General features: G+C 67.5%; 29 protein-coding genes. 20 read left to right on the top strand and 9 right to left on the bottom strand.

Features of this window, described 5'->3' with window-relative positions; genetic code table 11:
- Positions 1–11 precede the first annotated feature (11 nt).
- Positions 12–2,681: a pyruvate, phosphate dikinase gene (gene ppdK / locus ACYX4S_RS04675; protein ID WP_476362073.1), complete on the bottom strand. Its 2,670-nt coding sequence runs from the start codon at positions 2,679–2,681 to the stop codon at positions 12–14.
- Positions 2,682–3,103: 422 nt separating this feature from the next.
- Here ppdK and ACYX4S_RS04670 point away from each other — a divergent pair, with 422 nt between their 5' ends.
- The 3 genes from ACYX4S_RS04670 to purU all read left to right on the top strand — a co-directional run bounded on the left by ACYX4S_RS04670 (position 3,104) and on the right by purU (position 6,947).
- Positions 3,104–4,882 carry a tetratricopeptide repeat protein gene (locus ACYX4S_RS04670; protein ID WP_476362072.1) on the top strand — a complete coding sequence of 593 codons (1,779 nt, stop codon included), beginning with the start codon at positions 3,104–3,106 and terminating at the stop codon, positions 4,880–4,882.
- 14 nt (positions 4,883–4,896) lie between these two features.
- Complete coding sequence (locus tag ACYX4S_RS04665; protein WP_476362071.1) at positions 4,897–5,844, top strand: 4-(cytidine 5'-diphospho)-2-C-methyl-D-erythritol kinase; 948 nt, start codon at positions 4,897–4,899, stop codon at positions 5,842–5,844.
- Between the two features lie 218 nt (positions 5,845–6,062).
- A complete protein-coding gene (purU, locus tag ACYX4S_RS04660) occupies positions 6,063–6,947 on the top strand; it encodes a formyltetrahydrofolate deformylase (RefSeq protein WP_293719914.1) in 885 nt (294 codons plus the stop codon).
- A 108-nt stretch (positions 6,948–7,055) separates the two neighbouring features.
- Here purU and ACYX4S_RS04655 read toward each other — a convergent pair whose 3' ends face one another.
- Positions 7,056–8,072, bottom strand: coding sequence for a polyprenyl synthetase family protein (locus ACYX4S_RS04655; protein ID WP_476362817.1), 1,017 nt, complete (start codon positions 8,070–8,072; stop codon positions 7,056–7,058).
- A 192-nt stretch (positions 8,073–8,264) separates the two neighbouring features.
- Between ACYX4S_RS04655 and ACYX4S_RS04650 the strand changes: the two genes are divergently transcribed.
- Together ACYX4S_RS04650 and ACYX4S_RS04645 are read left to right on the top strand one after the other, a co-directional pair.
- The gene (locus tag ACYX4S_RS04650; RefSeq protein WP_293719912.1) at positions 8,265–8,531 is read left to right on the top strand and encodes a putative signal transducing protein; all 267 of its coding nucleotides are present in this window, start codon (positions 8,265–8,267) and stop codon (positions 8,529–8,531) included.
- Positions 8,528–9,331, top strand: coding sequence for a tRNA1(Val) (adenine(37)-N6)-methyltransferase (locus ACYX4S_RS04645; RefSeq protein ID WP_476362070.1), 804 nt, complete (start codon positions 8,528–8,530; stop codon positions 9,329–9,331). The genes ACYX4S_RS04650 and ACYX4S_RS04645 overlap by 4 nt, the downstream gene beginning before the upstream one ends.
- Positions 9,332–9,349: 18 nt before the next feature.
- On the opposite strand, the gene ACYX4S_RS04640 is transcribed toward ACYX4S_RS04645, so the two are convergent.
- Positions 9,350–9,619, bottom strand: coding sequence for an usg protein (locus tag ACYX4S_RS04640; RefSeq protein WP_476362069.1), 270 nt, complete (start codon positions 9,617–9,619; stop codon positions 9,350–9,352).
- A 346-nt stretch (positions 9,620–9,965) separates the two neighbouring features.
- Between ACYX4S_RS04640 and ACYX4S_RS04635 the strand changes: the two genes are divergently transcribed.
- The 3 genes from ACYX4S_RS04635 to ACYX4S_RS04625 all read left to right on the top strand — a co-directional run bounded on the left by ACYX4S_RS04635 (position 9,966) and on the right by ACYX4S_RS04625 (position 12,690).
- The gene (locus ACYX4S_RS04635; protein ID WP_476362068.1) at positions 9,966–10,349 is read left to right on the top strand and encodes a hypothetical protein; all 384 of its coding nucleotides are present in this window, start codon (positions 9,966–9,968) and stop codon (positions 10,347–10,349) included.
- 152 nt (positions 10,350–10,501) lie between these two features.
- A complete protein-coding gene (locus ACYX4S_RS04630) occupies positions 10,502–11,452 on the top strand; it encodes an AAA family ATPase (protein ID WP_476362067.1) in 951 nt (316 codons plus the stop codon).
- Complete coding sequence (locus ACYX4S_RS04625) at positions 11,446–12,690, top strand: vWA domain-containing protein (RefSeq protein ID WP_476362066.1); 1,245 nt, start codon at positions 11,446–11,448, stop codon at positions 12,688–12,690. Before ACYX4S_RS04630 ends, ACYX4S_RS04625 begins: the two co-directional genes overlap by 7 nt.
- A gap of 13 nt (positions 12,691–12,703) precedes the next feature.
- On the opposite strand, the gene ACYX4S_RS04620 is transcribed toward ACYX4S_RS04625, so the two are convergent.
- Complete coding sequence (locus ACYX4S_RS04620) at positions 12,704–13,222, bottom strand: L,D-transpeptidase (RefSeq protein WP_476362065.1); 519 nt, start codon at positions 13,220–13,222, stop codon at positions 12,704–12,706.
- 256 nt (positions 13,223–13,478) lie between these two features.
- Here ACYX4S_RS04620 and ACYX4S_RS04615 point away from each other — a divergent pair, with 256 nt between their 5' ends.
- From ACYX4S_RS04615 to ACYX4S_RS04605, 3 genes are all read left to right on the top strand, one after another.
- Entirely contained in the window at positions 13,479–13,997 is a 519-nt protein-coding gene (locus tag ACYX4S_RS04615) for a flavin reductase family protein (RefSeq protein WP_293719902.1), read from the top strand.
- Between the two features lie 35 nt (positions 13,998–14,032).
- A complete protein-coding gene (locus ACYX4S_RS04610) occupies positions 14,033–15,034 on the top strand; it encodes a P1 family peptidase (RefSeq protein ID WP_476362064.1) in 1,002 nt (333 codons plus the stop codon).
- Between the two features lie 96 nt (positions 15,035–15,130).
- Positions 15,131–15,610, top strand: coding sequence for an Lrp/AsnC family transcriptional regulator (locus ACYX4S_RS04605; protein ID WP_293719899.1), 480 nt, complete (start codon positions 15,131–15,133; stop codon positions 15,608–15,610).
- A 17-nt stretch (positions 15,611–15,627) separates the two neighbouring features.
- On the opposite strand, the gene ACYX4S_RS04600 is transcribed toward ACYX4S_RS04605, so the two are convergent.
- Positions 15,628–16,248, bottom strand: a complete 621-nt coding sequence (locus ACYX4S_RS04600; protein ID WP_476362063.1) for a LysE family translocator — start codon at positions 16,246–16,248, stop codon at positions 15,628–15,630.
- A 185-nt stretch (positions 16,249–16,433) separates the two neighbouring features.
- Here ACYX4S_RS04600 and ACYX4S_RS04595 point away from each other — a divergent pair, with 185 nt between their 5' ends.
- Positions 16,434–16,898: a GFA family protein gene (locus tag ACYX4S_RS04595; protein WP_476362062.1), complete on the top strand. Its 465-nt coding sequence runs from the start codon at positions 16,434–16,436 to the stop codon at positions 16,896–16,898.
- Here ACYX4S_RS04595 and ACYX4S_RS04590 read toward each other — a convergent pair.
- Positions 16,895–18,157: an NAD(P)/FAD-dependent oxidoreductase gene (locus ACYX4S_RS04590; protein WP_476362061.1), complete on the bottom strand. Its 1,263-nt coding sequence runs from the start codon at positions 18,155–18,157 to the stop codon at positions 16,895–16,897. The two genes, ACYX4S_RS04595 and ACYX4S_RS04590, sit on opposite strands and share 4 nt — an antisense overlap.
- Positions 18,158–18,308: 151 nt before the next feature.
- Here ACYX4S_RS04590 and ACYX4S_RS04585 point away from each other — a divergent pair, with 151 nt between their 5' ends.
- From ACYX4S_RS04585 to ACYX4S_RS04550, 8 genes are all read left to right on the top strand, one after another.
- The gene (locus ACYX4S_RS04585; protein ID WP_476362060.1) at positions 18,309–19,307 is read left to right on the top strand and encodes a sodium:proton symporter; all 999 of its coding nucleotides are present in this window, start codon (positions 18,309–18,311) and stop codon (positions 19,305–19,307) included.
- Between the two features lie 54 nt (positions 19,308–19,361).
- On the top strand, positions 19,362–20,132 hold the full coding sequence (locus ACYX4S_RS04580; RefSeq protein ID WP_476362059.1) for a DUF2259 domain-containing protein: 771 nt from the start codon (positions 19,362–19,364) through the stop codon (positions 20,130–20,132).
- A 147-nt stretch (positions 20,133–20,279) separates the two neighbouring features.
- Positions 20,280–20,966 (top strand): ribulose-phosphate 3-epimerase, encoded by a 687-nt coding sequence (gene rpe / locus ACYX4S_RS04575; protein WP_476362058.1) that lies wholly within the window; start codon positions 20,280–20,282, stop codon positions 20,964–20,966.
- A 7-nt stretch (positions 20,967–20,973) separates the two neighbouring features.
- Positions 20,974–21,450, top strand: a complete 477-nt coding sequence (locus tag ACYX4S_RS04570; protein ID WP_476362057.1) for a hypothetical protein — start codon at positions 20,974–20,976, stop codon at positions 21,448–21,450.
- A 44-nt stretch (positions 21,451–21,494) separates the two neighbouring features.
- Entirely contained in the window at positions 21,495–22,823 is a 1,329-nt protein-coding gene (purB, locus tag ACYX4S_RS04565) for an adenylosuccinate lyase (RefSeq protein ID WP_476362056.1), read from the top strand.
- A gap of 17 nt (positions 22,824–22,840) precedes the next feature.
- Entirely contained in the window at positions 22,841–23,608 is a 768-nt protein-coding gene (locus ACYX4S_RS04560) for a metallophosphoesterase family protein (protein ID WP_476362055.1), read from the top strand.
- A gap of 76 nt (positions 23,609–23,684) precedes the next feature.
- Positions 23,685–24,239 (top strand): RBBP9/YdeN family alpha/beta hydrolase, encoded by a 555-nt coding sequence (locus tag ACYX4S_RS04555; RefSeq protein ID WP_422069333.1) that lies wholly within the window; start codon positions 23,685–23,687, stop codon positions 24,237–24,239.
- Positions 24,240–24,448: 209 nt separating this feature from the next.
- Positions 24,449–25,135 (top strand): hypothetical protein, encoded by a 687-nt coding sequence (locus ACYX4S_RS04550; protein WP_476362054.1) that lies wholly within the window; start codon positions 24,449–24,451, stop codon positions 25,133–25,135.
- 24 nt (positions 25,136–25,159) lie between these two features.
- Here ACYX4S_RS04550 and ACYX4S_RS04545 read toward each other — a convergent pair whose 3' ends face one another.
- From ACYX4S_RS04545 to ACYX4S_RS04535, 3 genes are all read right to left on the bottom strand, one after another.
- Positions 25,160–25,378, bottom strand: coding sequence for a hypothetical protein (locus tag ACYX4S_RS04545; RefSeq protein WP_476362053.1), 219 nt, complete (start codon positions 25,376–25,378; stop codon positions 25,160–25,162).
- Positions 25,379–25,540: 162 nt separating this feature from the next.
- Entirely contained in the window at positions 25,541–26,311 is a 771-nt protein-coding gene (locus ACYX4S_RS04540) for an HpcH/HpaI aldolase family protein (protein ID WP_293719876.1), read from the bottom strand.
- A 184-nt stretch (positions 26,312–26,495) separates the two neighbouring features.
- Positions 26,496–26,819, bottom strand: coding sequence for a DUF1476 domain-containing protein (locus ACYX4S_RS04535; RefSeq protein WP_293719874.1), 324 nt, complete (start codon positions 26,817–26,819; stop codon positions 26,496–26,498).
- Between the last annotated feature and the right edge of the window lie 69 nt (positions 26,820–26,888).

Raw genomic sequence — 26,888 nt, 5'->3', positions numbered from 1 at the left:
CCCCGCCCCGCTTACGCGGACTTCGCCTTCAGCGCCGACTGGGCGGCGGCAAGCCGGGCGATGGGTACGCGGAACGGCGAGCAGGACACATAGTCGAGCCCGACGCTCTCGCAGAAGGCGATGGACGCCGGGTCGCCGCCATGCTCGCCGCAGATGCCGAGCTTGAGGCCGGGCCGCGCCGCGCGGCCGCGCTCCGCGCCGATCCGCACCAGTTCCCCGACGCCGTCCTGGTCGATGGAGACGAAGGGATCGCGCTCGATCACCCCCAGGCGCTGGTAGGCGCCGAGGAAGGAGGCCGCATCGTCGCGCGAGATGCCGAAGGTGGTCTGGGTGAGATCGTTGGTTCCGAAGGAGAAGAACTCCGCCGCCCCGGCGATCTCGCCGGCGCGCAGGCAGGCCCGCGGCAGCTCGATCATCGTGCCGACCTGATACTCGATCGCGACGCCCGCCTCCTGCGAGACGGCCTTCGCCATGGCATCGATGCGCGCCCGCACGAGGTCGAGCTCCGCCTTGACGCCGACGAGCGGCACCATGATCTCGGGCGTCACCGGCGCGCCGGTGCTCGCGGCCGCAGCGACCGCGCCCTCGAAGATGGCGCGCGCCTGCATTTCCGCGATCTCCGGGTAGGAGACCAGCAGACGGCAGCCGCGATGACCCAGCATCGGGTTGAACTCGGACAGCTCCAGCGCCCGCTGGCGCAGCAGCTCCGCGTCCACACCCATGACGGCCGCCACCTCGGCGATTTCCTCATCCGTGTGCGGCAGGAATTCGTGCAGCGGCGGATCGAGCAGGCGGATCGTGACGGGAAGCCCCTGCATGATCTCGAACAACTCGGTGAAGTCGCCCCGCTGCATCGGCAGAAGCTTGGCGAGCGCGGCGCGCCGGCCCTCCTCGCTGTCGGAGAGGATCATCTCGCGCACCGCGACGATGCGCTCGCCATCGAAGAACATGTGCTCGGTGCGGCAGAGCCCGATGCCCTCCGCGCCGAAGCCGCGCGCGGCGCGCGCGTCCGCCGGCGTCTCGGCGTTGGTGCGCACCTTCATGCGGCGCTCGGCGTCGGCCCATTCCATCAACCGCGCGAACTCACCCGACATCTCCGGCTGGAGCATGTCGACCTCGCCCACGAGCACCTGCCCGCTGGTGCCGTCGATGGTGATCCGCTCGCCGCGCTGGAGCTTGCGGCCCGCTACCGACAGCGTTCCGGCACGCGCATCGATCCTGAGCGCGCCGGCGCCCGAGACACAGGGCTTGCCCATGCCGCGCGCCACGACGGCGGCATGGCTGGTCATGCCGCCGCGCAGCGTCAGGATGCCTTCCGCCGCGTGCATACCGTGAATGTCTTCCGGGCTCGTCTCGACGCGCACCAGGATGACCTTGCGACCGGCGTTCTTCGCCTCTTCCGCCTCGTCGGAGGAAAACACGATCTCGCCCGAGGCCGCCCCCGGCGAGGCCGGAAGGCCGGTGCCCAGGATGTCGCGGGTCGCCTTCGGGTCGATCATCGGATGCAGGAGCTGATCGAGCGCCGCCGGATCGACGCGCATCACGGCCTCGGTGGGCGTGATGAGCCCCTCGTCGGCCATGTCGACGGCGATCTTGAGCGCGGCCTTGGCCGTGCGCTTGCCCGAGCGCGTCTGCAGCATCCAAAGCCGCCCGCGCTCGATGGTGAACTCGAGGTCCTGCATGTCGCGGTAGTGCGCCTCGAGCTTGTCGCAGATCCCCACGAACTCGGCGAAGGCCTCCGGCATCGCCTTTTCCAGCGAGAGCGCGTCGGAGCCGGCGGCAATGCGGGCGGCCTCGGTGATGTCCTGCGGCGTGCGGATGCCGGCCACCACGTCCTCGCCCTGCGCGTTGATCAGGAACTCGCCGTAGAGCACCTTCTCGCCGGTGGAGGGATTGCGGGTGAAGGCGACGCCCGTGGCGGAACTCTGGCCCATGTTGCCGAACACCATGGCCTGCACGTTGACCGCCGTGCCCCAGTCGTTGGGAATGTCGTGCAGGCGACGGTAGGTCACCGCGCGCGCGCTTTCCCACGACAGGAAGACGGCACCGATCGCGCCCCAGAGCTGTTCGGCCGGGTCCTGCGGGAACGGCTTGCCGAGTTCGTCCTCCACCAGCTTCTTGTAGCCGGCGATCACCTCCTGCCACGCTTCGGCGGTGAGGTCGGTGTCGAGCGCCAGGTCATGCTCGTTCTTGTAGTCCTCGAGGATCTCCTCGAAGGCGTGATGATCGAGGCCGAGCACCACGTCGGAATACATCTGGATGAAGCGGCGGTAGCTGTCGTAGGCAAAGCGCGGATCGCCCGCCGCCTCGGCAAGCGCCGGCACGGTGGCGTCGTTGAGGCCGAGGTTCAGGACGGTGTCCATCATGCCCGGCATCGAGACCCGCGCGCCGGAGCGCACGGAAACCAGCAGCGGGTTGACCGTGTCGCCGAAACGCCGGCCGGTGATGCGCCCGACCTCGGAGAGGGCCGCCTCGACCTGCCCGGCCAGCCCGTCGGGGTAGCTCTGGCCATGCGTCTCGAACCAGGTGCAGACCTCGGTGGTGATGGTAAAGCCCGGTGGGACCGGAAGCCCGAGATTGCTCATCTCGGCAAGGTTCGCGCCCTTGCCACCCAGCAGGTTCCTCATGTCCGCGGCGCCCTCGGAGCGCCCATCGCCGAACCCGTACACCCATTTGGTCATTGCGTTCCTGTCCCTTCTCCCGCAGACGCGGCAACGCGCCGTCTTTTTCGTCGTGCGGCCTCCCCGTGCGCCCAGGCGACGGGGGCGCGCACGTGCCATTCGCGCGCCAGCCTGTCCGGGTCGCCCCGAAAACGAGTCCTGCTCTAAATGATGCAGTGCGAGAAACAAAGGGGTTTCGAGTCCTCTCCTGCGCTTCCGCGACACCGGCAACCCGATGGCGCGGCTTGCGGGGCGACCATAGAAAGGCCATCCTTGTTCGCATATCCTGCCGTTGACTCGCCGGCCCTGGGGCTGCGGGTTTCCGGACGTGTGCCGATGCGCGCGTCCGCCGCGGGCCGTCGCCGATCGCGTGCGGCACCGCAACGGCGACACGACATGATCCCCGCGACAGCGGGCAAGCAAGAGGCAGCAAGTCCACGCCCATGATGCGACGCCTTCTCTCCTCGACCGCCCCGACCCGCATGACGCTCGCGGCCCTGGCGATGGCCACGGTCCTTGCCCAGCCGGTTCAGGCCGAAACAGCGGCCCAGGCGAGCGAGCCCCTCGGACTTGGCACGCTGGACGGCCTGCCCATCACCCTGAGCGGCAGTTACCTGGCCGGCCGTCTCGCCGGACAGACCAACGATCTTGCCAATGCCGCCGCCTTCTTCGCCGAGGCGCTGGACGAGGATCCGGGCAACCCCTTCCTGCTCGACCGCACCTTCGTGCTCAAGCTGGCCAACGGCGATCTCGACGAGGCGCTCGAATACGCCCGTCGCCTCAAGCAGGAGCAGCCGGACCATTTCCTGGCCAACCTCGCGCTTGGCGCCGAAGCCCTGAAGCTCGGGGAGCCGGCCCGCGCCGCCGAGCTTCTGTCCGGCCCCGGACGCGGACCGCTTGCTGACCTGACCCGTGGCCTTGCCGCCGCTTGGGCGAAGGAAGCTGAAGGCGAGACCGACGCCGCGCTCGACATTCTCTCCCGTCTCAAGGGACCTGACTGGTACACGGTCTTCGTGACCTATCATTCCGGCCTGATCCAGGACCACGCGGGCCGCCGCGAGGCTGCGATCCAGGGCTTCGCCGACGCCTTCGCGGCCGACCAGGGCGCGTTGCGCGTGACAGACGCCTACGCCAGGGCGCTGGCCGCCGGCGGCCAGCCGGCCGAGGCGCTGAAGATCCTGGCCGAATACGACAAGATCCTGCCCGATCACCCGGTGCTGTCGGCCACGCGCAAGCTCATCGAGAGCGGAGAGCCCATCGGACCGATCACCGCCAGCCCGGTCACGGGCGCGGCGGAAGTGCTCTACGGCCTCGGCGCGGCCATCGGCCGCGACGGTGGCGAGGAGCTTGCCGCCGTCTACCTGCAGCTCGCGCTTGATCTCGACCCGCGCGCCGACGTGGCCGCCGTCGCGCTCGCCGGCCTCTTCGATCGCCTGGGCAAGTTCGAGCGCTCCATCGCCACGCTCGGGAAGATCGACCCGGCCTCTCCGCTCAAGCGCGATGCCGAGATCCAGATCGGGCTCAACTACAACGCCCTCGACAATCTGGAGCAGTCCCGCCTGCACCTGCAGGCCCTGGTGGACGAGGATCCTTCCGATCTCGAGGCGGTGATCGCGCTCGGCAACGTGCTTCGCGCGCGCAAGCTCTTCCCCGACTGCGAGGCCGCCTATTCCGCCGGCATCGACACCCTGTCGGAGCCGGAGGAGAAGGACTGGACGATCTTCTACTATCGCGGCATCTGCCGGGAACGTCAGAAGAAATGGGGACCGGCCGAGGCGGACCTTCGCAAGGCGCTGGAGCTGTCTCCCGAACAGCCGCTCACGCTCAACTATCTCGGCTATTCCCTCGTCGACCAGGGGCTCAAGCTGCCCGAGGCGCTGGACATGATCCGCAAGGCGGTCGAGCTGCGTCCGCGTGACGGTTACATCGTCGACAGCCTGGGCTGGGCCTACTACCGCCTTGGCCGCTACGAGGAAGCGACAGAACAGCTTGAGCGTGCCGTGGAGCTGCGTCCCGAGGATCCGGTCATCAACGATCACCTGGGAGACGCCTACTGGAAGGTCGGTCGCACGATCGAGGCCCGCTTCCAGTGGAATCACGCCCGCGACCTCGGCCCCGAGCCCGACGAACTGCCCAAGATCCTGAAGAAGATCGAGAACGGCTTGCGCGAAACGCCCGAGATGCCCGCCGCGCAGGCCGGCTCGGACAAGAACGGCGGCTGAGAGCCGTGCCCCGCATGACGGCCGCGCCGGCGCATGGCGCCGCGCGCACCATGCTTGCACGCGCCAAGGTGAACTACGCCCTTCATGTCACCGGGCAGCGAAATGACGGCTACCATCTTCTGGAAAGCCTCGTCGCCTTCCCGCAGGTCGGCGACCGGCTGACACTGGAAACCGGTGGCCCGGAAGCCGGAACGCCGCCGGACGGCAGCGGGGCCGGCCTTTGCGTATCCGGGCCCTTCGCCGAAGGGCTCGATGGCGCCGGCACCGCCGACAATCTGGTCCTGCGCGCGGCCCGGGCCTTTCTGTCCCGGGCGAGCGAGGACGATGCGCCCGCGCTTTCCTTTCATCTCGACAAGACCCTTCCCGTCGCCTCCGGCATCGGTGGCGGCTCGGCGGATGCGGCCGCCGCCCTCACCCTGCTGGACCAGGCGTTCCCGGGGCGCCTCACGCCTGCCGAACTGGGCGGGATCGCCGAAACGCTTGGCGCCGACGTGCCCATGTGCCTGGAGGGGCGTCCGGCGCTGGTCTCGGGCATCGGCGAGGCGGTCAGCCCCCTTGCAGCACTTCCCGGCCACGCGCTCGTTCTGGTCAATCCGGGCGTTCCGGTGGCGACCCCCGCCGTCTTTCGCGCGCTCTCGCGGCGCGACAACCCGCCCCTGCCGCCGCTTCCCGGCACGGGCCTTGCCACGCTCGACGCGCTGACCGGCTGGCTCGCCGCCACCCGCAACGACCTGGAGGCCCCGGCGATCGTCGTCTGCCCGCAGATCGAAGGCGTGCTCGCCGCCCTTCGCGACCAGGACGGCGTCCTGCTGGCACGCATGTCCGGATCCGGCGCGACCTGCTTCGCGATCCTGGAAGACCTTGCGGGCGCGCGTGCCGTCGCGAACCGCCTTGCCATCGCCCGCCCGGGCTGGTGGATCGAGGCGGCCGAAGTCGCGCCGGTCGAAGCGCCCGCGACCTAGGGAGTGGCCCCCGGGAACCGGGGAAGCCGCTGCGTTTTCGCGATTGCCGGGGAATTTTGCGCGCCCCAAGTCGGTTTTTTTCTGTTTCGCGCCGCTTTTCCCGGTGGTACGGCCAGCGACGAATGCCAACACTTGCAAGCCGTTCGGACCCGGGTCCGGACCGTACCGGCCGGGCTCCGCCCGTTCGTGCCGCCACTTGCGAAACGGGGATACCGTCGATGACCGCCTTCGCCCTCACCGTCACCTGCGCCTCCCGGCGCGGGATCGTCGCCGCGATTTCGTCCTACCTGGCCGACAACGGCTGCAACATCACCGACGCCGCCCAGTTCGACGACAAGGAGACGGGCCGCTTCTTCATGCGCGTCAGCTTCAACTCCGAGACCGGAGCCACGCTCGACGCCCTCCAGGACGGGTTCGCCGACAAGGCCAGAAGCCTCGACATGGACTACACGTTCTTCGACGAGAAGGCGCGGATGAAGGTCCTGGTCATGGTCTCGCGCTTCGGCCACTGCCTGAACGACCTGCTCTACCGCTGGCGCATCGGCGCGCTGCCCATCGACATCGTCGGCGTGATCTCGAACCACCTCGAGTACCAGAAGGTCGTCGTGAACCACGACATCCCCTTCCACTACATCAAGGTCACAAAGGCCAACAAGGTCGAGGCCGAGGCCCGGCAGATGGCCATCATCGAGGAGACCGGCGCGGAGCTGATCGTGCTGGCGCGCTATATGCAGGTCCTGTCGGAGGAGATGTGCGCCACCATGTCGGGCCGCATCATCAACATCCACCACTCGTTCCTGCCGAGCTTCAAGGGCGCCAATCCCTACAAGCAGGCGTTCGAACGCGGCGTGAAGCTGATCGGCGCCACGTCCCACTACGTCACCACGGACCTCGACGAGGGACCGATCATCGAGCAGGACACGGTCAGGGTAACCCATGCCCAGTCGCCCGAGGATTACATCTCCCTCGGCCGTGACGTGGAGAGCCAGGTGCTCGCTCGTGCGATCCATGCCCACATCCATCGCCGCGTGTTTCTGAACGGCAACAAGACGGTGGTTTTCCCCGCGAGCCCGGGCAGCTTCGCCTCCGAGCGGATGGGCTGACCGCGCAAGCCTCCCTCAAACGACAAGGGCCGCCCGAAGGCGGCCCTTTTTGCTCAATCCGACAAAAGTTTCGCGCAATTCTTCGAAGAATTGCGCCGAAAATTGCCTTCAGCTCACACGCGCGATGCAGAATTCGACGGCCTCGCCGAGCGCGTCGCGCAAGGGGCCTTCCGGGCAGGCATCGAGCGCCTGTAGCGCCTGCGCACCGAAATCGCGCGCCCGCGTCACCGTGTCGGCCAGCGCATCGGTTTCGTCCATGATGCGGATCGCGGTCGCCAGATCGCCGTCGCGCACGTCGCGCTCCTCGAGGCATCGGGTCCAGAACGCCCGGTCTTCCGGCTTGCCGCGCTTGATCGCCAGGATCACCGGCAGCGTGACCTTGCCTTCGCGCAGGTCGTCGCCCGTGTCCTTGCCGAGATCCGCGGCCGAACCGCCGTAGTCGAGCGCATCGTCGACGAGCTGGAACGCCAGGCCCAGCGCCATTCCGTAGTCGCGGGCGGCCTTTCGGCCCGCGCCCTCGACATCCGCGACCACCGGCCCGACCTCGGCGGCCGCCGCGAACAGCGCCGCCGTCTTGGCCTCGATCACCTGCATGTAGCGGCTCTCGTCGGTGGCGAGATTCTGCGCCGCGCCGAGCTGCATCACCTCGCCTTCGGCGATCACGGCGGAGGCGGACGAAAGGATGTTCAGCGCCTCGAGCGAGCCCACGTCGACCATCATCTTGAAGGCTTGGCCGAGCAGGTAGTCGCCGACCAGAACGCTCGCCTGGTTGCCCCAGAGCTTGCGCGCGGCGAGCTTGCCGCGACGCATGTCGCTCTCGTCGACCACGTCATCATGCAGCAGCGTCGCGGTGTGCATGAACTCGACGCTGGCCGCGAGGCCGACGTGGCCCGTGCCGCGATAGCCGAAGAGATCGGCCATCGCCAGCGTCAGCATCGGACGGAGCCGCTTGCCGCCGGACGAGATCAGATGATTGGCGATCTCCGGGATGAGATCGACATTCGAGCCCGCCTTGTCCAGGATCACCTGGTTGACGGCCTGCATCCCTTCCGCGGTGAGCTCCACCAGATTCTGGATGCTCGCCGGTTCGGTCCGGGTTTCGCGCAAGGGAACCACCACGCCCACTGTCGACACCTTCCTCATTGTTCACCGGCGGGACAATAGGTCCGCCCCCCTTGTCCGGCAAGTCGTCTTTCGCTCGACAGCGGGGCGCAAACACATCTAGATGGCGGAAATCCGCCCGCGTTCGCCCTGAATGAACGCTGTGTCGCACCCAACGACCGGCACCGGCCACCATTTTACGGAGACCGACCGACCATGGTTCCCCTGCTGCGCACCAACGATGCGGTGCTGATCTCCTTCATCGAGGCGCTTCTGGACGAGTCCGGCATCCGCCACATGGTTCTCGACGGCAACATGAGCGTCGTCGAGGGCACGCTCGGCATCATTCCGCGCCGGGTGATGATTCCGGAGGACGAGAGCCTGGCGGCCGTTCGGCTGCTGCGCGACGCGGACCTGGCGCACGAGATCGATCCCGCCTGCCTGAAGGCCGCCGGCCTGAACGCGGACGGCACGCCCGCATGAGCGACGCGTCCGCCGGACAGGCCGCGAACGCGACCCGCGACGCCTTCCTGGGCGGCCTCGTCCAGTTGCTCCAGCCGGCGCGCGGCACCGGCCACCGCGCCGGGCTCGACGCTGTCTATCTGGCGGCCGCGGTCGATCCGTCAACAACAGGCCATGTCCTGGACCTCGGCAGCGGGTCGGGTGCGGCCGGTTTCTGCCTCGCGGCCCGCGTTCCCGGCGTCACCGTTTCGCTCGTCGACCGCGACACCCGCGCCCTCGCGCTTGCCGCCGATGCTCTGGACCTGCCGGAAAACGGCCATTTCGCCGACAGGGTCGCGCGCCTTGAGGCCGACATCACGGGACCGGGACGCGAGCGCCACGCCGCCGGCCTGACGCCGGGTCTCGCCGACCATGTGATCTGCAACCCGCCCTACTATCCCGACGCGCGCTTTCGCGCCTCGCCCGAAACCTCCAGGGCCGGCGCCCATGTGCTCGACGCGCGCGGCCTGGAGCCCTGGGCCCGCACGATCACGGACGTGCTGAAGGAAGGCGGAACGCTGACGCTGATCTTCCGCGCCGACGGGCTCGACGAGGTGCTCGCGGTTCTCGCCCGCCGGTTCGGCGCCGTCGACATCGTGCCGCTGCGCCCGCGCCCCGATGCTCCAGCGACACGCATCATCGTGCGCGCGATACGCGCCAGCCGCGCGCCGCTGAGGCTGCTCCCCGGCTTCGTGCTGCATGAAGGCGATGGATCGGACTTCACTCCGCTTGCCCGCGCGATCATGCGCGACGGCGCCAGCCTGCCGCTGCCGCCGCGCTGAACGCCCCCGCACTCCGCCTCAGTGGATCGGATAGGCGCAGTCCAGAATGCGCCAGTCGGCGGGCCCGATGAGATCGCGGTGGGCGATCTTCACCGAATGCAGTCGCCCCTCGATGTCGCGTTGCCAGAAATCGAGAAACCGGCGTAACTCGGGAAAGGTCGGCGCCTTGTCGAGCGTCTGCCACGTAAAGCTCTGCAGAAGCGCCGGGTGGTCGGGAAGGTGGTAGAGAATGCGGGCCGTCAACAGCCCGTAGCCTTCAAGCTGGCGCGAAAAATCCGATGCCGTCATATCGGTTCCTCCGTACCCCTCCCCTACGGAAAGTTTCCGCCCGACATCCCTAATGAAGGGTTAACGCGGCAAGTTCCTCCTTTTGGGTCAAACGCTTGGCAGCATTCTGCCGCGAGCGCTGACAAAGCCGGCAAACAACGCACCCAGCAGCCTGACTGACGCGGGACACGCGGATGATTCGACGCTGGCAACATCCGCCCGGTGCCTTGCCGGATGGGCGACATCGCTGACGCGACACGCAAATCCCGCCCACAAAAAGCGCACATTGTGCGCATTACATTTTCATGACACTCTGGTGACGAAGCGATGACAATCGCGAGCTTCTTTCAGTCTGGGAGCCTTGCCGATGATGCCGAGCCTTCGCATTCCGCGCGCCGTTCTGTCTGGTCTGGCGTTTCTGGCCCTGATCCCGGTCGTCCCCGCACAGGCGGACGAGGACACGGACCGGCGCGGCTACCTTCTTGAAATGAAAGCCTATTGCTCGACAGCCTACACCACCGCCGGGCGCTTCCGCACGGACAGCTACTGTGTGCGCTTCTACCGGGAACTGACCGAGCGCGGCATCGACGGCGAGGCCTATTCCTTCTACTGCGACCTGAAGGCGGAAGAGCTCTACGGCATCTACACCGACCTCATGTGCGACAAGGCCGCCGCCCTGGTTGAAATGCACCGCATGGAACGCCGCCTCGCCCTCGGTGGCGGAGAGACGGAAACCACGGCAAGCAACTGACGCCACCTGCCAAAACGCGCTCCCGGCCTATATGATCCGGCAAGGTCGTGCGGGTGTGCGACGGGTCGCGCCTTGTCCGCCGTCCCGACGGCTCCTACCATCACGGCCGAACCACAAGGCCCGCTTCCCATCCAGGAGCCCCGAGACCCGACATGACCGCGACGCAGTTGCCCGCCTCCATCGACGACACCCTCGCCCTGCTCGACGGACAGGGGTACGTCGGCGACCGTTCGCTCGCCACCGTCCTGTTTCTCGCGCTGAAGCTCGGGCGGCCGCTGTTCCTCGAGGGCGAGGCCGGCGTCGGCAAGACCGAGATCGCCAAGGTGCTCGCCTCGGCGCTTGGACGCGACCTCATCCGCCTTCAGTGCTACGAGGGACTGGACGTCTCCTCCGCCGTCTATGAGTGGAACTACGCCGCGCAGATGGTCGAGATCCGGGTGTCGGAGGCAGCCGGAGACACCGACCACGCCGACCTGTCCAAGTCCATCTTCGCCGAACGCTTTCTCATCAAGCGCCCGGTGCTGCAGGCGCTCGAACCCTCGCTGTCCAGTCCTCCGGTCTTCCTGATCGATGAACTCGACCGCGCCGACGAGGCCTTCGAGGCCTTCCTGCTCGAGGTTCTGTCCGACTATCAGGTGACCATCCCCGAACTCGGCACGATCCGGGCACAAGAGCCTCCCATCGTCATCATCACCACCAACCGGACCCGCGAGATCCACGACGCGCTCAAGCGCCGCTGCCTCTATCACTGGGTGGACTATCCCGATGCCGCGCGCGAACTCGCCATCGTGGAACGCAAGGTTCCAGGAGCCGGCGAACGCCTCGCGCGCGAGGTCGTCGCCTTCGTGCAGGCGCTGCGGGCCGACGAGACGCTGTTCAAGCAGCCGGGCGTGGCCGAAACACTGGACTGGGCGACGGCACTGACCGAGCTCAACGAGATCGCGCTCGACCCGGACATGGTGTCCGACACGCTGGGCGTCCTGCTCAAGTACCAGGACGACATCGAGCGGGTGCGCGGCTCCGAGGCCAGGCGCATCGTCGACGACATCCGCAGGGAAAACGACCGGGAGAAGGCGGAGGCCGCCGAGGCCACGCCGTGGTGAGGACGGACGCCACGGGCGACACGCCGGACCTTCCGCGCGGACGCATTGCCGAGAACATCGCCCATTTCGCCCGCACCCTGCGACGTGCCGGTCTCCCGGTCGGTCCCGCGAGCGTGGTCGACGCGGTGCGCGCGGTCGAGGTCGCCGGCATTCGCAACCGCGACGACCTCTACTGGACGCTTCATGCCGTCTTCGTGCACAAGCGCGAACACCGGGCGGTGTTCGACGAAGCGTTCCGCATCTACTGGAAATCGCGCGGCCTGGTGGAGAAGCTGCTCTCCATCCTTTCCCCCGTCGCCCCGCCGCGTGGCGCACCGGAGCCCCCGAAGGCGGCACAGACACGCGTGGCCCAGGCTTTCCAGGCCACGCGCCAGCGCCAGCAGGAGCAGGAAAAGGAGGAACTGGAGGTCGATGCCCGCATGACCTCTTCCGGACGGGAGGTCCTGCAGCGCAAGGACTTCGCGCAGATGAACACGGAAGAGATCCAGGCCGCCAAGGCCGCGCTCAGGCGCATGGTGCTCCCGCTCGACACGGTGCGCCGGCGCCGTCTGGTCGCCGCCCCGCGCGGAAAGATCGACCTGCGCCGGAGCTTTCGGGCCTCGCTGCGCACCGGTGGCGACATGATCGACCTGAAGCGCAAGCGTGCGGACGAGACGCGCCCGCCCATCGTCGCGCTTTGCGACATTTCCGGCTCCATGAGCCAATACACCCGCATCCTGCTCCATTTCCTGCACACCCTGACGGAGGAACGGCGCGACGTTCACACGTTCCTCTTCGGCACCCGCCTGACCAATGTGACCCGCAGCCTCAGGATGAAGGATCCCGACGAGGCGCTCATGGCCTGTACGCAAGGGGTGGAGGACTGGTCCGGCGGCACCCGCATCGCGACGGCGCTCGCCGCCTTCAACAGGCAGTGGTCTCGCCGCGTGCTTTCCGGCAACCCGATCGTCCTGCTCGTCACGGACGGACTGGAGCGCGACACGGACGAGGACCTGGCGCGCGAGGTCGACAGGCTGCACCGCTCCTGCCGCCGGCTGATCTGGCTCAACCCGCTGCTTCGCTTCGAGGGATTCGAGGCGCGTGCCAAGGGCGTGCGGGCGCTGCTGCCTCATGTGGACGAGTTCCGCGCCGTTCACTCGCTCGACGCGGTGGAGGACCTGTGCAAGGCCCTGGCGAGGGCGGACGGCCCGCGCGCCCTTGAAACCGACCCGCGCCGCTGGCTCAGGGCAGCCGGCTGAGCGCGCTTGCGTCTCAGTTTACCGCGATGACGCGCGTGTTGACCCCGACACGGGCGAAGAGATCGGCAATGTCGGCGTTGCGCATGCGAATGCAGCCGTAGGAGACGGCGCGGCCGATCAGGCCCGGACGGTTGGTGCCGTGAATGGCATATTCGCCGCCTGCCAGCGTCATGGCCGCCACGCCCATGGGATTGTTCGGCGCGCCGCCCGCGATCACGACCGGCAGATGCGGCAGGTCACGCTTCACCTCGGCGGGCGGCGACCACGCGGGGCGCACATGCATTCCGGTGATGTAGGTCTGCCCGGTCCACGCCTTGCCGCGCTTGCCCACCGCCACCTGGTAGCGCAGCGCGGTACCGCCGCGATGGACGAGATAGAGGCTGCGTTCGCGGTTCTTCACCACGATCGTGCCAGGCGCGAAACGCTGGTCGGCGAAGCGTACGAGCTCGGGTGCCGCGAACGCCTTGTTGCTCCATAAAGCCAGCCCGATCGCCAGATAGATGGCGACCATTCCCCAGACCACTTTCTGCATCCCGATCCCTCTTCAAGGTTTCGTCGAGACCAACGCCGCCGAGAGTAGGGCATGGTTTGCAAAAGCTGAATGCGGGCCCGCCGGAAATCTTCTGTTAAGGTTTATGCAGGGCCCGAAAGGGAATCGCGAAAGAGGCCCCGACCGCTCTCCCCAGCCGGCGAAAGGGAATTGAAACCGCCGCGCAATAGCCTAAACCCATGACAGGACACCACCGGACCGCCCTGCCGGGCGGGAGACCGGGCGCGGAAGGATGACGATGACGAACGGCCCCACGCGACAGGCAGAACCGACCGACGGCATTGACTCGCTCGCCTTTCGCGAGGCCATGAGCCGTCTCGGCGCCGCCGTCCACATCGCCACGACCGATGGGGCGGGCGGGCGCTGCGGCACGACCGTTTCCGCCGTCACATCCGTTTCAGATACCCCACCCTCGATCCTGGTCTGCGTGAACAGGCGCGCGCGGATCAACACCGCCATCAAGGAAAACGGCGTCTTCGCCATCAACACCCTACCCGCGCATGCCGAGGCCCTGTCCGACGCCTTCGCGGGAAAGGGCGATCTCGGTTTCGACGACCGCTTCGCCCTCGCCGAGTGGAACGCGGCGCTTACCGGCGCGCCAATGCTGGCGAATGCCCGCGTGGCGCTGGACTGCCGCGTCACCGAGGTCACGGAAGTGGGGACGCATTCCGTCATCTTCGGCGAGGTCGTCGCGCTCACGCTCGGCGACCGGGGTCCGGCCCTGATCTACCTCGACCGCGCCTACCACCGCATCTGAGACGGCCGCAAGGCCGCACCGCCCGGGAGCCTTCCTTGCGCAATCTCATCACCGACGTTCCCGGCCTGAAGGTCGGCAACGCACAGGACGACCGGCTGAAGTCCGGCGTCACCGTGCTGGTGCCCGACGAAGCGGCCACCGCCTCCGTTTCCATCCTCGGCGGGGCGCCGGGCACACGCGACACCACGCTGCTGGAGCCGGAATACACCGCCGGGCAGGTTGATGCGCTGGTGCTTTCCGGCGGTTCCGCCTTTGGTCTCGACGCCGCCTCCGGTGTCCAGGCGGGCCTTGCCGCCATGGGGCGCGGCTTCGCAATCGGGCCCGCGCGCGTGCCGCTTGTGCCCGCCGCGATCCTCTTCGATCTGCTGAACGGCGGTGACAAGGACTGGGGCGAGACCAATCCATATGCGACCCTCGGCCGCGAGGCACTCGCCTCAGCCGGCGAGACGTTTGCGCTCGGCACGTCGGGAGCGGGAACGGGCGCCACCACGGCGACCTTCAAGGGCGGCCTCGGCTCCGCCTCCGCAAGGCTCGCGAACGGTGCCGTGATCGGCGCGCTGGTCGCCGTCAACGCACTCGGCTCCGCGACCATGGGGGACACGCCCCATTTCTGGGCCGCGCCCTTCGAGCGCGACGGCGAGTTCGGCGGCCTCGGTCTCCCCTCCAAAGCGCCGCCGGGGGCGGACGCGATACGCACCAAGTTCAATGCCGCAAGGCCCGGCGCGAACACGACCATCGGCATCGTCGCGACCGACCTTGCCCTCGACAAGGCAGCTCTCAAGCGGCTCGCGATCATGACCCACGACGGCTATGCGCGCGCGCTCTGGCCCTCGCACACGGCCCTCGACGGGGATCTGGTCTTCGCCCTGTCCACCGGACGCGTCCCCCTGCGCGAGGAGATGGCCGAAACGATCGAGGCCGGCGCGCTGGCCGCGGCCGTGATGAGCCGCGCGATCGCCCGCGCCGTTCACGCGGCGACACCCGCCCCCGGCGATACGCTGCCCACCTGGTCGCAGCACTTCGGCGAACGGCCCTGACCGCCCTCCTCGAAGTCCTTCCGCTGCTCTGGCGTTTTCCGTTCGGAACACGAAATTTCCGCTGCAATCGGCGAGGAAATTTCCTATGACACGCTCATGAGCGAAAAAACTCTCCTCGACCCATCCGACATCCGCGTGCTGAAGATCCTGCAGCGCGACGCCTCGCTGTCCATCGCGGAGGTTGCCCGCGAGGCGGGCATGAGCCAGACGCCGTGCTGGCGCCGGATCAAGAAGCTGAAGGAGAGCGGCGTGATCCGCCAGACGGTGGCGGTCGTCGACAGCGAGGCGGTGGGCCTCGGCTTCGTCGCCTATGCCTTCGTGAAACTCGCGGTGCCCAGCCGCGAGAACATGGAGACCTTCGACAAGCTCGTCTATCGCTGGCCCGAGGTGGTGATCTGCGAACGCATCACCGGCGCCGTCGACTATCTGATCAAGGTCGTGGCCAGCGACATAAAGGCGTATGACGACTTCCTGCGCCTGAAGCTGCTCGACAATGCCATGGTCTCGGACGTCCAGTCGCGCATCGTCGTCAACACCGTCAAGCAGACCGTCGCCCTGCCCCTTCGCGAAAGCTGAGGGAACGAACGGCGCGGTTACCGGTCGGCGACCGCGATGCGCAGCCCGAGCAGGATGAGCACGCCGCCGAGCACGCGCGAGACCATCGCCTGCGCGCCCTCCAGCACCCGGCGCACCGGCGCCGCGTCCAGCGTCATCACGAAGACCACCCAGAACGCCGCGCTGACCGAGATCGTTGTCGCCACCAGCACCGCGACGCCAGCCGCGGCGGTCTGCGGCGTGACGATCATGGTGAAGACGCCGAGGTAGAACAGCGTCCCCTTCGGATTCAGGATGTTGTTGAGGAACCCCTGCGTCCAGGCGGAGCGCCGGCTCGTGCGGGTCTTCGCCGCAAGGTCGAGCGAGAGCCGTCCGCCGGCATTGCGAATGCTCATGACGCCCAGATACAGCAGGTAGGCGGCGGCCAGATACTTCAGGATCGAGAACGCCAGGATGCTTTGCGAGATCAGGAAGCCCACGCCCACGGCGCAATAGCCGATATGCACCAGGTTTCCGGCAAGGACGCCGAGCGAGGTCAGCAGGCCGGCGCCGCGTCCGTGCAGCAGCGTGTTGCGCAGCACGATGATCATGTCCGGGCCGGGGCTGATCATGATGAGGGCGGTGAGGCCGGCAAGCACCGCAACCTGATGGGCAAGCATGTCGTGTATCCTGTGTAAGGCGGGCGTGAAACTGGTCCGCCGAAGAAGACCACTTGCCGCAAGAACAGGCAAGGCGTCAATTTAGGCAGAATAGCGAACAGCCCTCCGCCTTTCAGGGCAGCCGGATCCGGGTCACAATGCCTGCCGGAATCACACCACCCCGCCGCCCTGACCTGGAGTCTCCCATGAAACCGCTTGTTGGATCCTGCCGTTGCGGCAGCACGGAAATCGAGATATCCGCCGCACCGATCGTGACCGCCGCCTGCCATTGCGACGGCTGCCGCAAGATGAGCTCCAGCGCCTTCTCGCTCACGGCCATGGTGCCGGCGCCCGCCTTCCGCGTCACGAAGGGCGACCCAATCAAGGGCGGGGCGAAGGGGCCGCAGCTCGATCACTACTTCTGCCCCGACTGCATGACCTGGATGTTCACCCGCATCACGGGCATGGACGCCTTCGTCAACGTGCGCCCGACCATGTTCGACGACACGAACCTCTCCCGCCCCTTCATGGAAACGATGACCGCGGAGAAGCTCGACTGGGTGACCCTTCCGGTCGAACGCAGCTACACGGGCTTCCCTCCGCCCGAGGATTTCCCGGAGCTCATGCAGGCGTTCGCGGCGCACTGGGCGGAGAAAACAGCCGGCGCCTAACCGACGAGAAGCCGCGCCGGCGCGAAAGGCACCGGGTCGACGAAGACCGGATCACCGCTCATGAGTTCCGCGAGCATCCGGCCCATGGCGGGCGCTAGCGCGAAGCCGGCACTTCCCGATCCCAGTTGCAGCCAGAGACCGGCGGCACCCGGCACCTGACCGATGGCCGGAAGCCCGTCGGGCGTCAGCACCCGACGCCCGACCACGGGCACATCCTCGACCGACGCACCGAGGGGCATCAGGGCGCGGGCCCGCTCCACCGCCCTCTCGAAACCGGGCGACCCCGCCTCCTCGTCCCCCGGGCGCCCGGCGGGCGCGAGCTGCCGGTCGGCAACGAGGCGCACGCCACGCTCCATCGGCGTGAGCAGAAATCCCCCGTCCACATCGCTCACCGGCCGCGACAGGCCGACACCCGAGACCGCACGAAAGTGGCGATGCCTGTTGCACAATTCGGCGAGCGGCATCGACAGGCCGAAACGGGCGAGAAGCGGCAACGTGTCCGCGCCCAGCGCCAGAACGACGTGGTTCGCGGCGACCATGCCGCGCGCGGTCCGCACCTGCCAGCCGCTCCAGGCCGGTTCCAGACTTGACGGATCGCCGCTGGCGATCTCGCCGCCGCGCTCGCGGAAGAAACGGGCATAGGCCTTTGTCACCCCGCCCGGTGACGACACCGACTGGCTTTCCGGCCAGAACACACCGGCGGCGCCACGCACGACGAGATCCGGTTCCAGCCGGGCGATGTCATGCGCACCGCAATCCTCGTAGGGAACGCCGATGATCCGCGCGAAATGCCGCTCCACCTCGCAGGAGGCCAGCCCCCGCTCGCTGCGATAGATCTTGAGCCACCCGGTGCGACGAAAGAAGCGAAACGCGCTGGCAGCGCGCGCGATCGCCAGATGCTCGCCGATCGCCGAGGACTGGAGAGGCGCAAGGGCGCGCGCAAACCGTCCGACCGAGGGCGACGCGGTGTGCTGGCGGGCAAGTCGCAGGAACTTCAGCAACGCGGGAAGTGTGCGTGCCTCGATTCGCATGGCGGGACCGCGCCCGAGAACGCTCGACAGAACCTCTCCCGCCCCCGAGGGAACATCAAGGGGCAGAAATCCGGTACGCTCCAGAATGCCAGTGTTTCCGCGCGAGGAGACCTCGCCGGGCCCCTGGGCGTCGACGACGAGCGCGTTCCAGCCGCGCCCCTGAAGATGAAGGGCGGCGCTGATGCCGGTGATGCCGGCGCCAAGGACCAGGACGTCGACGCTTCGCATAGGGTCTTTCGACACCGAACCGTCGCGCCTTGCAAGCAGCAAGACAACCCTGAGCCGAGAAAGGCGTGTTCTCGCCCGGATTTGCCAAACCCGCTGCCCGGGTTCATGGTGCCTTCCTCACCGTTTCATCTCCCGGCCCGGAGTGTTCTTCATGCAGGCCCTCGCCCTGCCCTTCACCCTGCTCGCCTGGCTCGGACGGCATGGCACGCGGGCCGTCGCCATCAGCGCCATCCTCGGCCTGATGCTGCCTCAGCTCTCGGCCTTCTTCCGGCCGTATGTCTCCGAGGCGATCTTCATCCTGCTTGTGCTCGCGTTCCTGCGCGTGGACCCCATCGCCGTCGTCGCCCACATGCGCCGTCCCCGGCTCATAATCGCCGCCATGGTCTGGATGCAGGTGATCGTGCCGCTCGCGGCGGCGGGAATGATCCATCTGGTCGACCCGCAGGGCCTCCACCCCGACATGGCGCTCGCGGTCTTCCTCGTCACCGCCGGGCCGGCCGTCATGTCCGCGCCGGCCTTCATCGCCCTGATCGGCCTCGACAGCGCCCTGTCGCTGGCGCTCGTGTGCGTGTGCATGATGCTCACGCCCTTCACGGCGCCGCTCGTCGGCGGTCTGATGCTGGGAGACACGCTCCCCATCGACACCCTGGCGCTCGGCATCCGCCTCGCCGGACTGCTGGTGGCGACCGCAGGGGTTGCCTGGCTTCTGCGAAGGATCGCCGGCCGGAACCGCATTGCCGCCGCGCGCCATCACATCGACGGGCTGAACGTCCTGATCCTCTTCGTCTTCGCGGTCGCCGTGATGGACGGTGTCGCGGACCATTTTCTCGCCGATCCGCTGCTCACGGCGGGGGTCGCGGTTCTCACCTTCGTCGTGGCTCTGTTCCAGATGGGCATGACCATGCTTGTCTTCGCGCGCACACCGCGCGACCAGGCCTTCGTGCTTGCCCATTCCTGCGGCAATCGAAACATGGGCCTTCTCGTCGCCGCCCTTGGCGGCACGCTGCCGGAACTCGCCTGGCTCTACTTCGGCCTCGGCCAGTTGCCGATCTACCTGCTGCCCTGGATGCTGAAACCGGTTGCAACACGTCTCGCCGCTGAACGCGACGCGCGTGACCCCGGTCACATCGCTCCCACGGGAACGCCATAGGCTGTATCCTTGGAGTTGGCACGGCGGTCCGGCCGGAGCAAACGGGAGGTGAAAATGGCCATCTGCAGGCGGATCTGGCTGAAACCCTGGAATCTTGCCGGCGCGCTCGCCGTCGCCCTCGCGGCAGCGATCCCGCTCGCGGCCCATGCGGCGGAATTCGCCCGCACGGAAATCCTGGGCTTTTCGAAAGACGGATCGCGCCTCGCCTTCGAGGAATTCGGGATCCAGGATGGATCCGGTTTTCCCTACTCCTCCATCTATGTCATCGACACGGACACCGACAGCTGGCTTCCCGGGAGCCCGTTTCGGCGCATCGACGAGGTCGATGACAGCCAGCCGCTCGACTTCGACGCGGAACTGGAACGCACCCGCGCCCGCAATCGCGCCGAGGCGCAGCCGCTTCTCGACGAGGCGGGGATCGCCGGGCGCGGGGCCACGCTGGCTCACAACCCCGCCACGGAACGGCTTGTCGATCCCTTTCGCATGGAAGCGATGCCCTTGCCGGCCGCACCGAACATTGGCGAGCCCATCATTCTGGAACTCGCCGAGTACCCGCTCGAGGCTGGCACATTCTGCCCCTCCGGCATGGGGCAGACGCAAGGCTTCCGTCTCACGCTCGCCCATGAGGGAAACACGCGTGTTCTCAACGATGACACAAGTCTTCCGAAAAGCCGGGGCTGCCCGCTTCGGTACCGGATCGAGCGCCTGGTCGTGCATCGCGAGAGCGACCGCGCTCCCGCGCACTTCGCGGTCATCGTCCTGATGGAGGTGATCGGCTTCGAGGGGGCCGGCGGGCGGTATCTGGCGATCACCGGGAAGCTGTGAGCCGCATCGTCCGGCCGGGACCGTCGGCGGCGCTAAATCGCGGCATCTTCGCGGCGTGCCTTGTCGCCACGGGAGGGCTATGATAGCGGCTTGCGCGAAGACCGGGCGCGCCTGCCGCCCGCCGCACAATTCTCCGGAGCCTCCGCCATGTCCCGTCCTCTCGTCATCGCCCCCTCGATGCTCGCTTCCGATTTCTCCGCCTTCGGCCAGGAAGTGCGCGACGTCGTGGAGGCCGGCGCCGACTGGATCCATCTCGACGTGATGGACGGACACTTCGTGCCCAACATCAGCTTCGGCCCGGACGTGATCGCCGCCATGCGCAAGCACACCGACAAGGTGTTCGACACGCATCTGATGATCGCACCCTGCGATGCCTACCTGGAGGCCTTCGCCAGGGCCGGCTCGGACATCATCACGGTACATGCGGAGGCCGGCCCGCATCTCGACCGCTCGCTGCAGGCGATCCGCGCTCTCGGCAAGAAGGCCGGCGTCTCGCTGAACCCGGGAACGCCGGAGAGCGTCATCGAGTATGTGCTCGACCGCCTCGATCTCGTGCTCGTCATGAGCGTCAATCCCGGCTTCGGCGGCCAGTCCTTCATTCCCGCGATGGTCGACAAGGTGGCCCGCATCAAGGCGCTGATCGGCGACCGCCCCATCGACATCGAGGTCGATGGCGGTGTCACGGCCGAGACCGCCCCGCTCGTTGCCGCCGCCGGCGCGAACGCCCTTGTCGCCGGCTCGGCCGTGTTCAAGGGCAAGGGCATCGAGGGCTATCGCGCCAACATCGATGCGATCCGCTCGGCCGCCGAAGGCGCCGCGCGCGCCGCAGCCTGACGGCCCCGTGCTCCGCCCGCTCCTCTTCGCGCTTGTCTGGTCGCTCGTCGTGACCGGCTGCGAGATCGCCGCCCTCGCCCTTCGCGGCGAGGCGCTGAGCGGGCGCCTTCTCGGCGTGATCGCCATCTTCGCGACCGGCTCGCTTCTGGGCGGACTGACCGCGTGGCCGATTGCCCGGCTGCTGACCTTCGCGCGCAAACGCAACCGCGCGCGCGCCTGCTTCGCCGCCATGGCCCTCTCCCTGGCCGTGACCACGACCGCGATCACGGGTTTCCTGTTCTACCTCCAGTTCGCCCAGTATTATGGCCAGTGGCATACGGACCGGCCCTCCTGGCGCATGCTGTGGGAGACGATCTTCACCTCGGCGACGAGCAGCTACATCTTCGCGGTGGCGGGTATCCGCCCGCTGCTGCCGGTGCTGCTGCCGGCACTGCTTGTCGCAGCCCTCGCCTTTGCCCGCATTGAGCCCCGCCGCTCCGTCTGATATTGGACGCGGCGTCACGAGACTTCCCGCCAAGAGGACCCCGCATGATCCCGCGCTATTCCCGGCCCGAGATGGTCGACATCTGGTCGCCCGAGACCAAGTTCCGTATCTGGTTCGAGATCGAGGCACATGCCTGCGACGCCCTGGCGGACCTCGGCGTGATCCCGAAGGAAGCCGCCCGGACCATCTGGGACAAGGGCGGCAAGGCCACCTTCGACGTTGCCCGCATCGACGAGATCGAGCGCGAGACCAAGCACGACGTCATCGCCTTCCTCACCCATCTGGCGGAAATCGTCGGGCCGGACGCGCGCTTCGTGCATCAGGGCATGACGTCCTCGGACGTCCTGGACACCTGCCTCAACGTGCAGCTCACCCGCGCCGCCGACCTGCTTCTGGCCGACATCGACGCGCTGCTGGCCGCCCTCAAGCGCCGCGCCCATGAGCACAAGGACACGGTCTGCATCGGCCGCTCGCACGGCATTCATGCCGAGCCCGTCACCTTCGGCCTCAAGATGGCCGAGGCCTACGCCGAGTTCGACCGCTGCCGCACGCGTCTCGTCGCGGCGCGTGAGGAGATCGCCACCTGCGCCATTTCCGGCGCTGTCGGCACCTTCGCCAATATCGATCCGCGCATCGAGGAACATGTCGCCAGCGCCATGGGCCTCGCCGTCGAGCCTGTTTCGACCCAGGTCATTCCGCGCGACCGCCACGCGATGTTCTTCGCCACGCTGGGCGTGATCGCCTCCTCGATCGAGCGCGTCGCGACGGAAATCCGTCACCTGCAGCGCACCGAGGTCCTGGAAGCGGAAGAGTATTTCTCGCCGGGCCAGAAGGGCTCCAGCGCCATGCCGCACAAGCGCAATCCGGTGCTGACCGAAAACCTCACGGGCCTCGCACGCATGGTGCGCGCCTACGCCATGCCGGCCATGGAAAACGTGGCGCTCTGGCACGAGCGCGACATCTCCCACTCCTCGGTCGAGCGCATGATCGGCCCGGACGCGACCGTGACGCTCGACTTCGCGCTCGCACGCCTGACCGGCGTGATCGACAAGCTTCTGGTCTACCCGGAGCGGATGCTGGCCAACATGAACCGCCTCGGCGGCCTCGTGCACTCCCAGCGCATCCTGCTCGCCCTGACCCAGGCCGGAGTCAGCCGCGAGGACGCCTACCGTCTCGTTCAGCGCAACGCCATGAAGGTCTGGGCAAGCTATCAGGTCGAGGGCAGCGCCAGTGTCGACTTCCTCGAGGAACTGCTGAACGACACCGATGTGCGCGCCGCCCTCTCCGAGGAGGAAATCCGCGCCCGCTTCGACCTCGGCTATCACACCAAGGCGGTCGACACGATCTTCGCCCGCGTCTTCGGCGAAGACTGAGACGGGGAGCGGCGGGGATGCGTATCGCGGTTCTTGCCGATATCCATGCAAATGTCCGCGCGCTTCAGGCCGTCATCGACGATCTGGAGCGCGCGCGCCCCGACATGGTCGTCAACCTGGGCGACTGTGTCTCCGGACCGCTCTGGCCGGAGGAAACCGCCCGCCTGCTGATCGAGCGTGACTGGATCACCGTGCGCGGCAATCACGACCGGGTGGTTGCGGCGGGCAACATACCGCCGGAAAACCGCACCGACAGTTTCACTCTCGACCGGCTGTCCGGGAGCAGCCTGGCGTGGCTCTCGGCGCTTCCCGTGACCGCACGGCCCGTGCCCGGCGTCTTCGCCTGTCACGCCACGCCCGGACATGACGACACCTATCTCGCGGAAACCGTGGACGGACCCGACCCGCGCCTGTCCGGGGAAAGCGAGATCCTGGCAAGGCTTGGTGACGAAGCGGCTCCGCTCGTTCTGTTTGGACACAGCCACACGCCGCGCCTGCTGCATCTCGTCTCGAGCGGCCAGACACTGCTCAATCCCGGCAGCGTCGGCCTCCCGGGCTACAGAGATGCGACGCCGATACCGCACCGGATGCAGGCGGGAAGTCCCCATGCACGCTACTGCCTCGTCGAAAGCGACGGCAATGGCTGGCGGTTCGAGATGCGCGCGATCGCCTACGACTGGGCCGAGGCCGCGGAACAGGCGCGGCGGAACGGGCGCCCCGACTGGGCGCGACCGCTCGAGACCGGCTTCTACGGCCCGCTCACCGATCAGGGCGTGGAGCCGTAACGGGGCGGGTCCCGTTTGACAGCGGACCCAAAGCTTGCCATCAGGCACTTCTCGTCACGCAAGCGGACCCGGTGCCATGAAGATCTCCGAGACAGACATTCTCCTCGTGCCGGGCTACGGCGAAACGCCCGCCGCGCACTGGCTTCATCGCTGGCAGGAGAAGATCCCCACGGCACGCTTCGTCGAACTGCCGTCGACGTTTCATCCGGTGCGCAAGCAGTGGGTCGAAACGATCACCGCCGGGGTGGAGAGCGCCGAACGGCCTGTCGTGCTCGTCGCCCATTCGCTCGGCGCGATCGCCTGCGTCCATGCCGCCCATGCGCTGCCGGCGGACAAGGTGAAGGCCGCCTTCCTGGTCGCGCCGACCGATCTCGCCCGCAGCGCCCCCAAACCGGCCTTCGAGGTCGGTGACTTCCTGCCGGTTCCCAAGGGTCCGCTTCCCTTCAGGGCGCGCGTCGTCGCAAGCCGCAACGACCCGCATTGCGACTACGACACGGCGCACGGCTTCGCGCTCGACTGGGGCGCGCATTTCCAGGATGCGGGCGAGGCCGGGCACATCAATCACGAAAGCGGCCACGGCCCCTGGCCGGAGGGGCTGATGTCCTTCGCCTACCTGATGAAGGACCTGTGAGCGCGCGCAGGCGATGACGCCAGGACCGCGCCCTGCCCTTCTTTACACCCAGAAGGCGTTTTCGCCGTTGATTGCCGCAAACCCCGCACATACAATTGGGACGTGTGTTCGACGCGAAAGCACTGATTGCATTTCCCTGGTCACATCAAGAGTTAAGCAGCTTCAATCATTTCGCCAGCCACCCTCTTTTTCCGGAAAAAGACATTTCGATGAAACCAAACAAGAACGTCCTGCGCGCAGCGCTGCTCTTCGCCGGCCCGATGATCCTCGCCGGGTGCGGCCCGAGCAGGGAGGATCTGGAGCGACACAAGAAACTGGTGCAAACGCTCGTCGAGGCCCGTGACGGCAGGAGCACCTGTGGTAACACCGAAAACTCCTCTCCGACCGCCCGCGCCATCGTGGCGAAGGACAGGTTGCGCGGGTTGACGCGCTACACCGACAACGACGCCCCCGAGGCCATGTCCGACCGCACCAGCGTGTCCTACATGCCCGGGCACGGAACGCAGATCTCCTACACCTCCGCCGACGGACGCTCCTGGCTCTGGTATCCGGGCAACAGCCGCATCCTGCAAGGCCGCTGGAAGCTGGACGACAGCAAGGACTACCTGCGGGTCTGCTACGACTACGGTACGGGGACCCGCAACCCGACGATGAAGAAGGCCGGCAGCAGCACCCAGTGCGGCAATTTCCACAACCAGGAAATCTTTACTCTCGATACGAAACGCGGCGACGTCTTCGGCCTCGCCGGTGCGACGGTGGCAAGGCCGCTGCCCAAGGACGCGGCCAAACCCTATTCACCGGGTTGCGCGCCGGCCCGCAAGCCGCTGCTGAAAAACGGCAAGCCGCCGATCGAGAACCTGCAGGCAGACCTCAAGGGATACCTCCGGCACCCCTGAGGGAAGCGCCCCGCCCACCGCGGCTTATCCGGCCGTGCGCGGGCCGGCCTTGGTCAGCGCGTTGATCCGGCGCGCGACGAAAAGCGCGACCGGTACGGCCACCACGACACCGCCGCCCGCGAAGGCGGCCAGAAGCCAGGGCTCGTAATCGTTGATTCCGTAGAAGGTCATCGGAACAAGCGCGAAGACGCCGGCAAGCGTCGGCGCGATGACGATGAAGAGAATGGCGGCAAGCTTCCACATGGCTGCGTCCCCCGTGCAGGACACGGCGACCGCTCTCCCGACCCGATGCCGGACAGGCGCGCCGGTCTACGGTTTCGCAGCGTAACATTCAAAAAACAGAAAGTAATGCGACGGCCTGCCCCATGGGAGTTTCCCGTAAGGGACAGGCCCGTCGCGGCGTGATCAGCCGAGCTCCGCGCGCTTGCGCGAGGCCTCGGCGGCAAACATCGCCAGGTCGCTGCCATGCGCGACGAACCGATACCCCATGCCGATCGCCGACGTCGCATCCGCCGCGCTGTTGCAGTAGATGCCGGCGACCTTGCCCGCGGCAAGCGTGCGCGTAGCGATGTCGGCCGCATGGGCCTGGACGGGAGCGCTGGAGGGCGCCACTTCGCGCCCCTCGGACAGGGTGAGCGACAGGTCGCCCGGCCCGACGAATACGCCGTCCAGGCCATCGACCGCCAGAATGTCATCGAGCGCGGCAAGGGCTGCCGGCGTCTCGATCATGGCAAGGACCAGTGTCTCGGAGTTTGCCTCGGCAAGATACTCCGCCGGCGTGCGGCCGAGCAGCATGGCCGCGCGGTGCGGCCCCCAGCTGCGGGCTCCCTGCGGGGGATATTTGGCCGCGACCACGAGCGCCATGGCATCCTCGGGCGAATTGATCATCGGCATGATGACCGCCTCGGCGCCGAGGTCGAGCGCGCGGCTCACGTTGGCGAAATCATCCACCGGCGGGCGCACGACGGCATGGGCCCCACCCAGTCGCGCGGCCGCGATGCCCTCGCGGACCGAGGCGAGATCGTGAAAGCCGTGCTGCATGTCCAGGGTGATCGACTCGTAGCCGGCGCGTCCGCCCATCTCGGCAAGAAGCGGCACGGCAAGCGACGACCACATGGTGACGATGGTCTCGCCGGCACGAAGGCGTGCTGCGAGCGTGGGCGCGGAAACGGTCATGACGGACTCCCGGATGAGGGCCGGATGGCGCCTCCCCCGAACGCCACTGTCCCGGCCCCAAGATCGCAACCCGAAGGTCGCCAGCAGGGAAAGCGCGCGAACCCTCACGGGGCGCCAGAAAGGCGCCGGGCCGCGCGAGACACCGGGCAGGACACGATCGCCCCACCCGGTGTGAATTCAGGCTTCAGAGACCCTGCTGGATCTGTTCGGCCGCCGTGTGCAGAAGCTCGTCCATCGTGCGGCGGATCTGGTGATCCGACTGCTCGACACCAGCGTCATCGAAGTCCTTGCGGATCTTGCGGAAGACATCTTCCTCGCCCGGTTCCTCGAAATCGGAACGCACGACTTCCTTCGCGTATTCCGCGGCCTTCTCGGCGTTCAGGCCAAGCTTCTCCGCCGCCCACAGGCCGAGCAGCTTGTTACGCCGCGCAATCGCCTTGAAGCGCAATTCCTCGTCGTGAGCGAACTTGCTCTCGAAGCTATCTTCGCGGCTGTTGAACGTGTTCATGCGCTCTTTCTCCTGCCTCTCGGTCGCTCGTGTCTCTTGCGGTGCGGCGTGTCATCGCTGCAATGCGTT

It is taken from the genome of Stappia sp. ABD4_338 (assembly GCF_056312175.1).
Note: the sequence above shows the minus strand (reverse complement) of the source record. Positions and strands in the feature narration are given on the sequence as shown.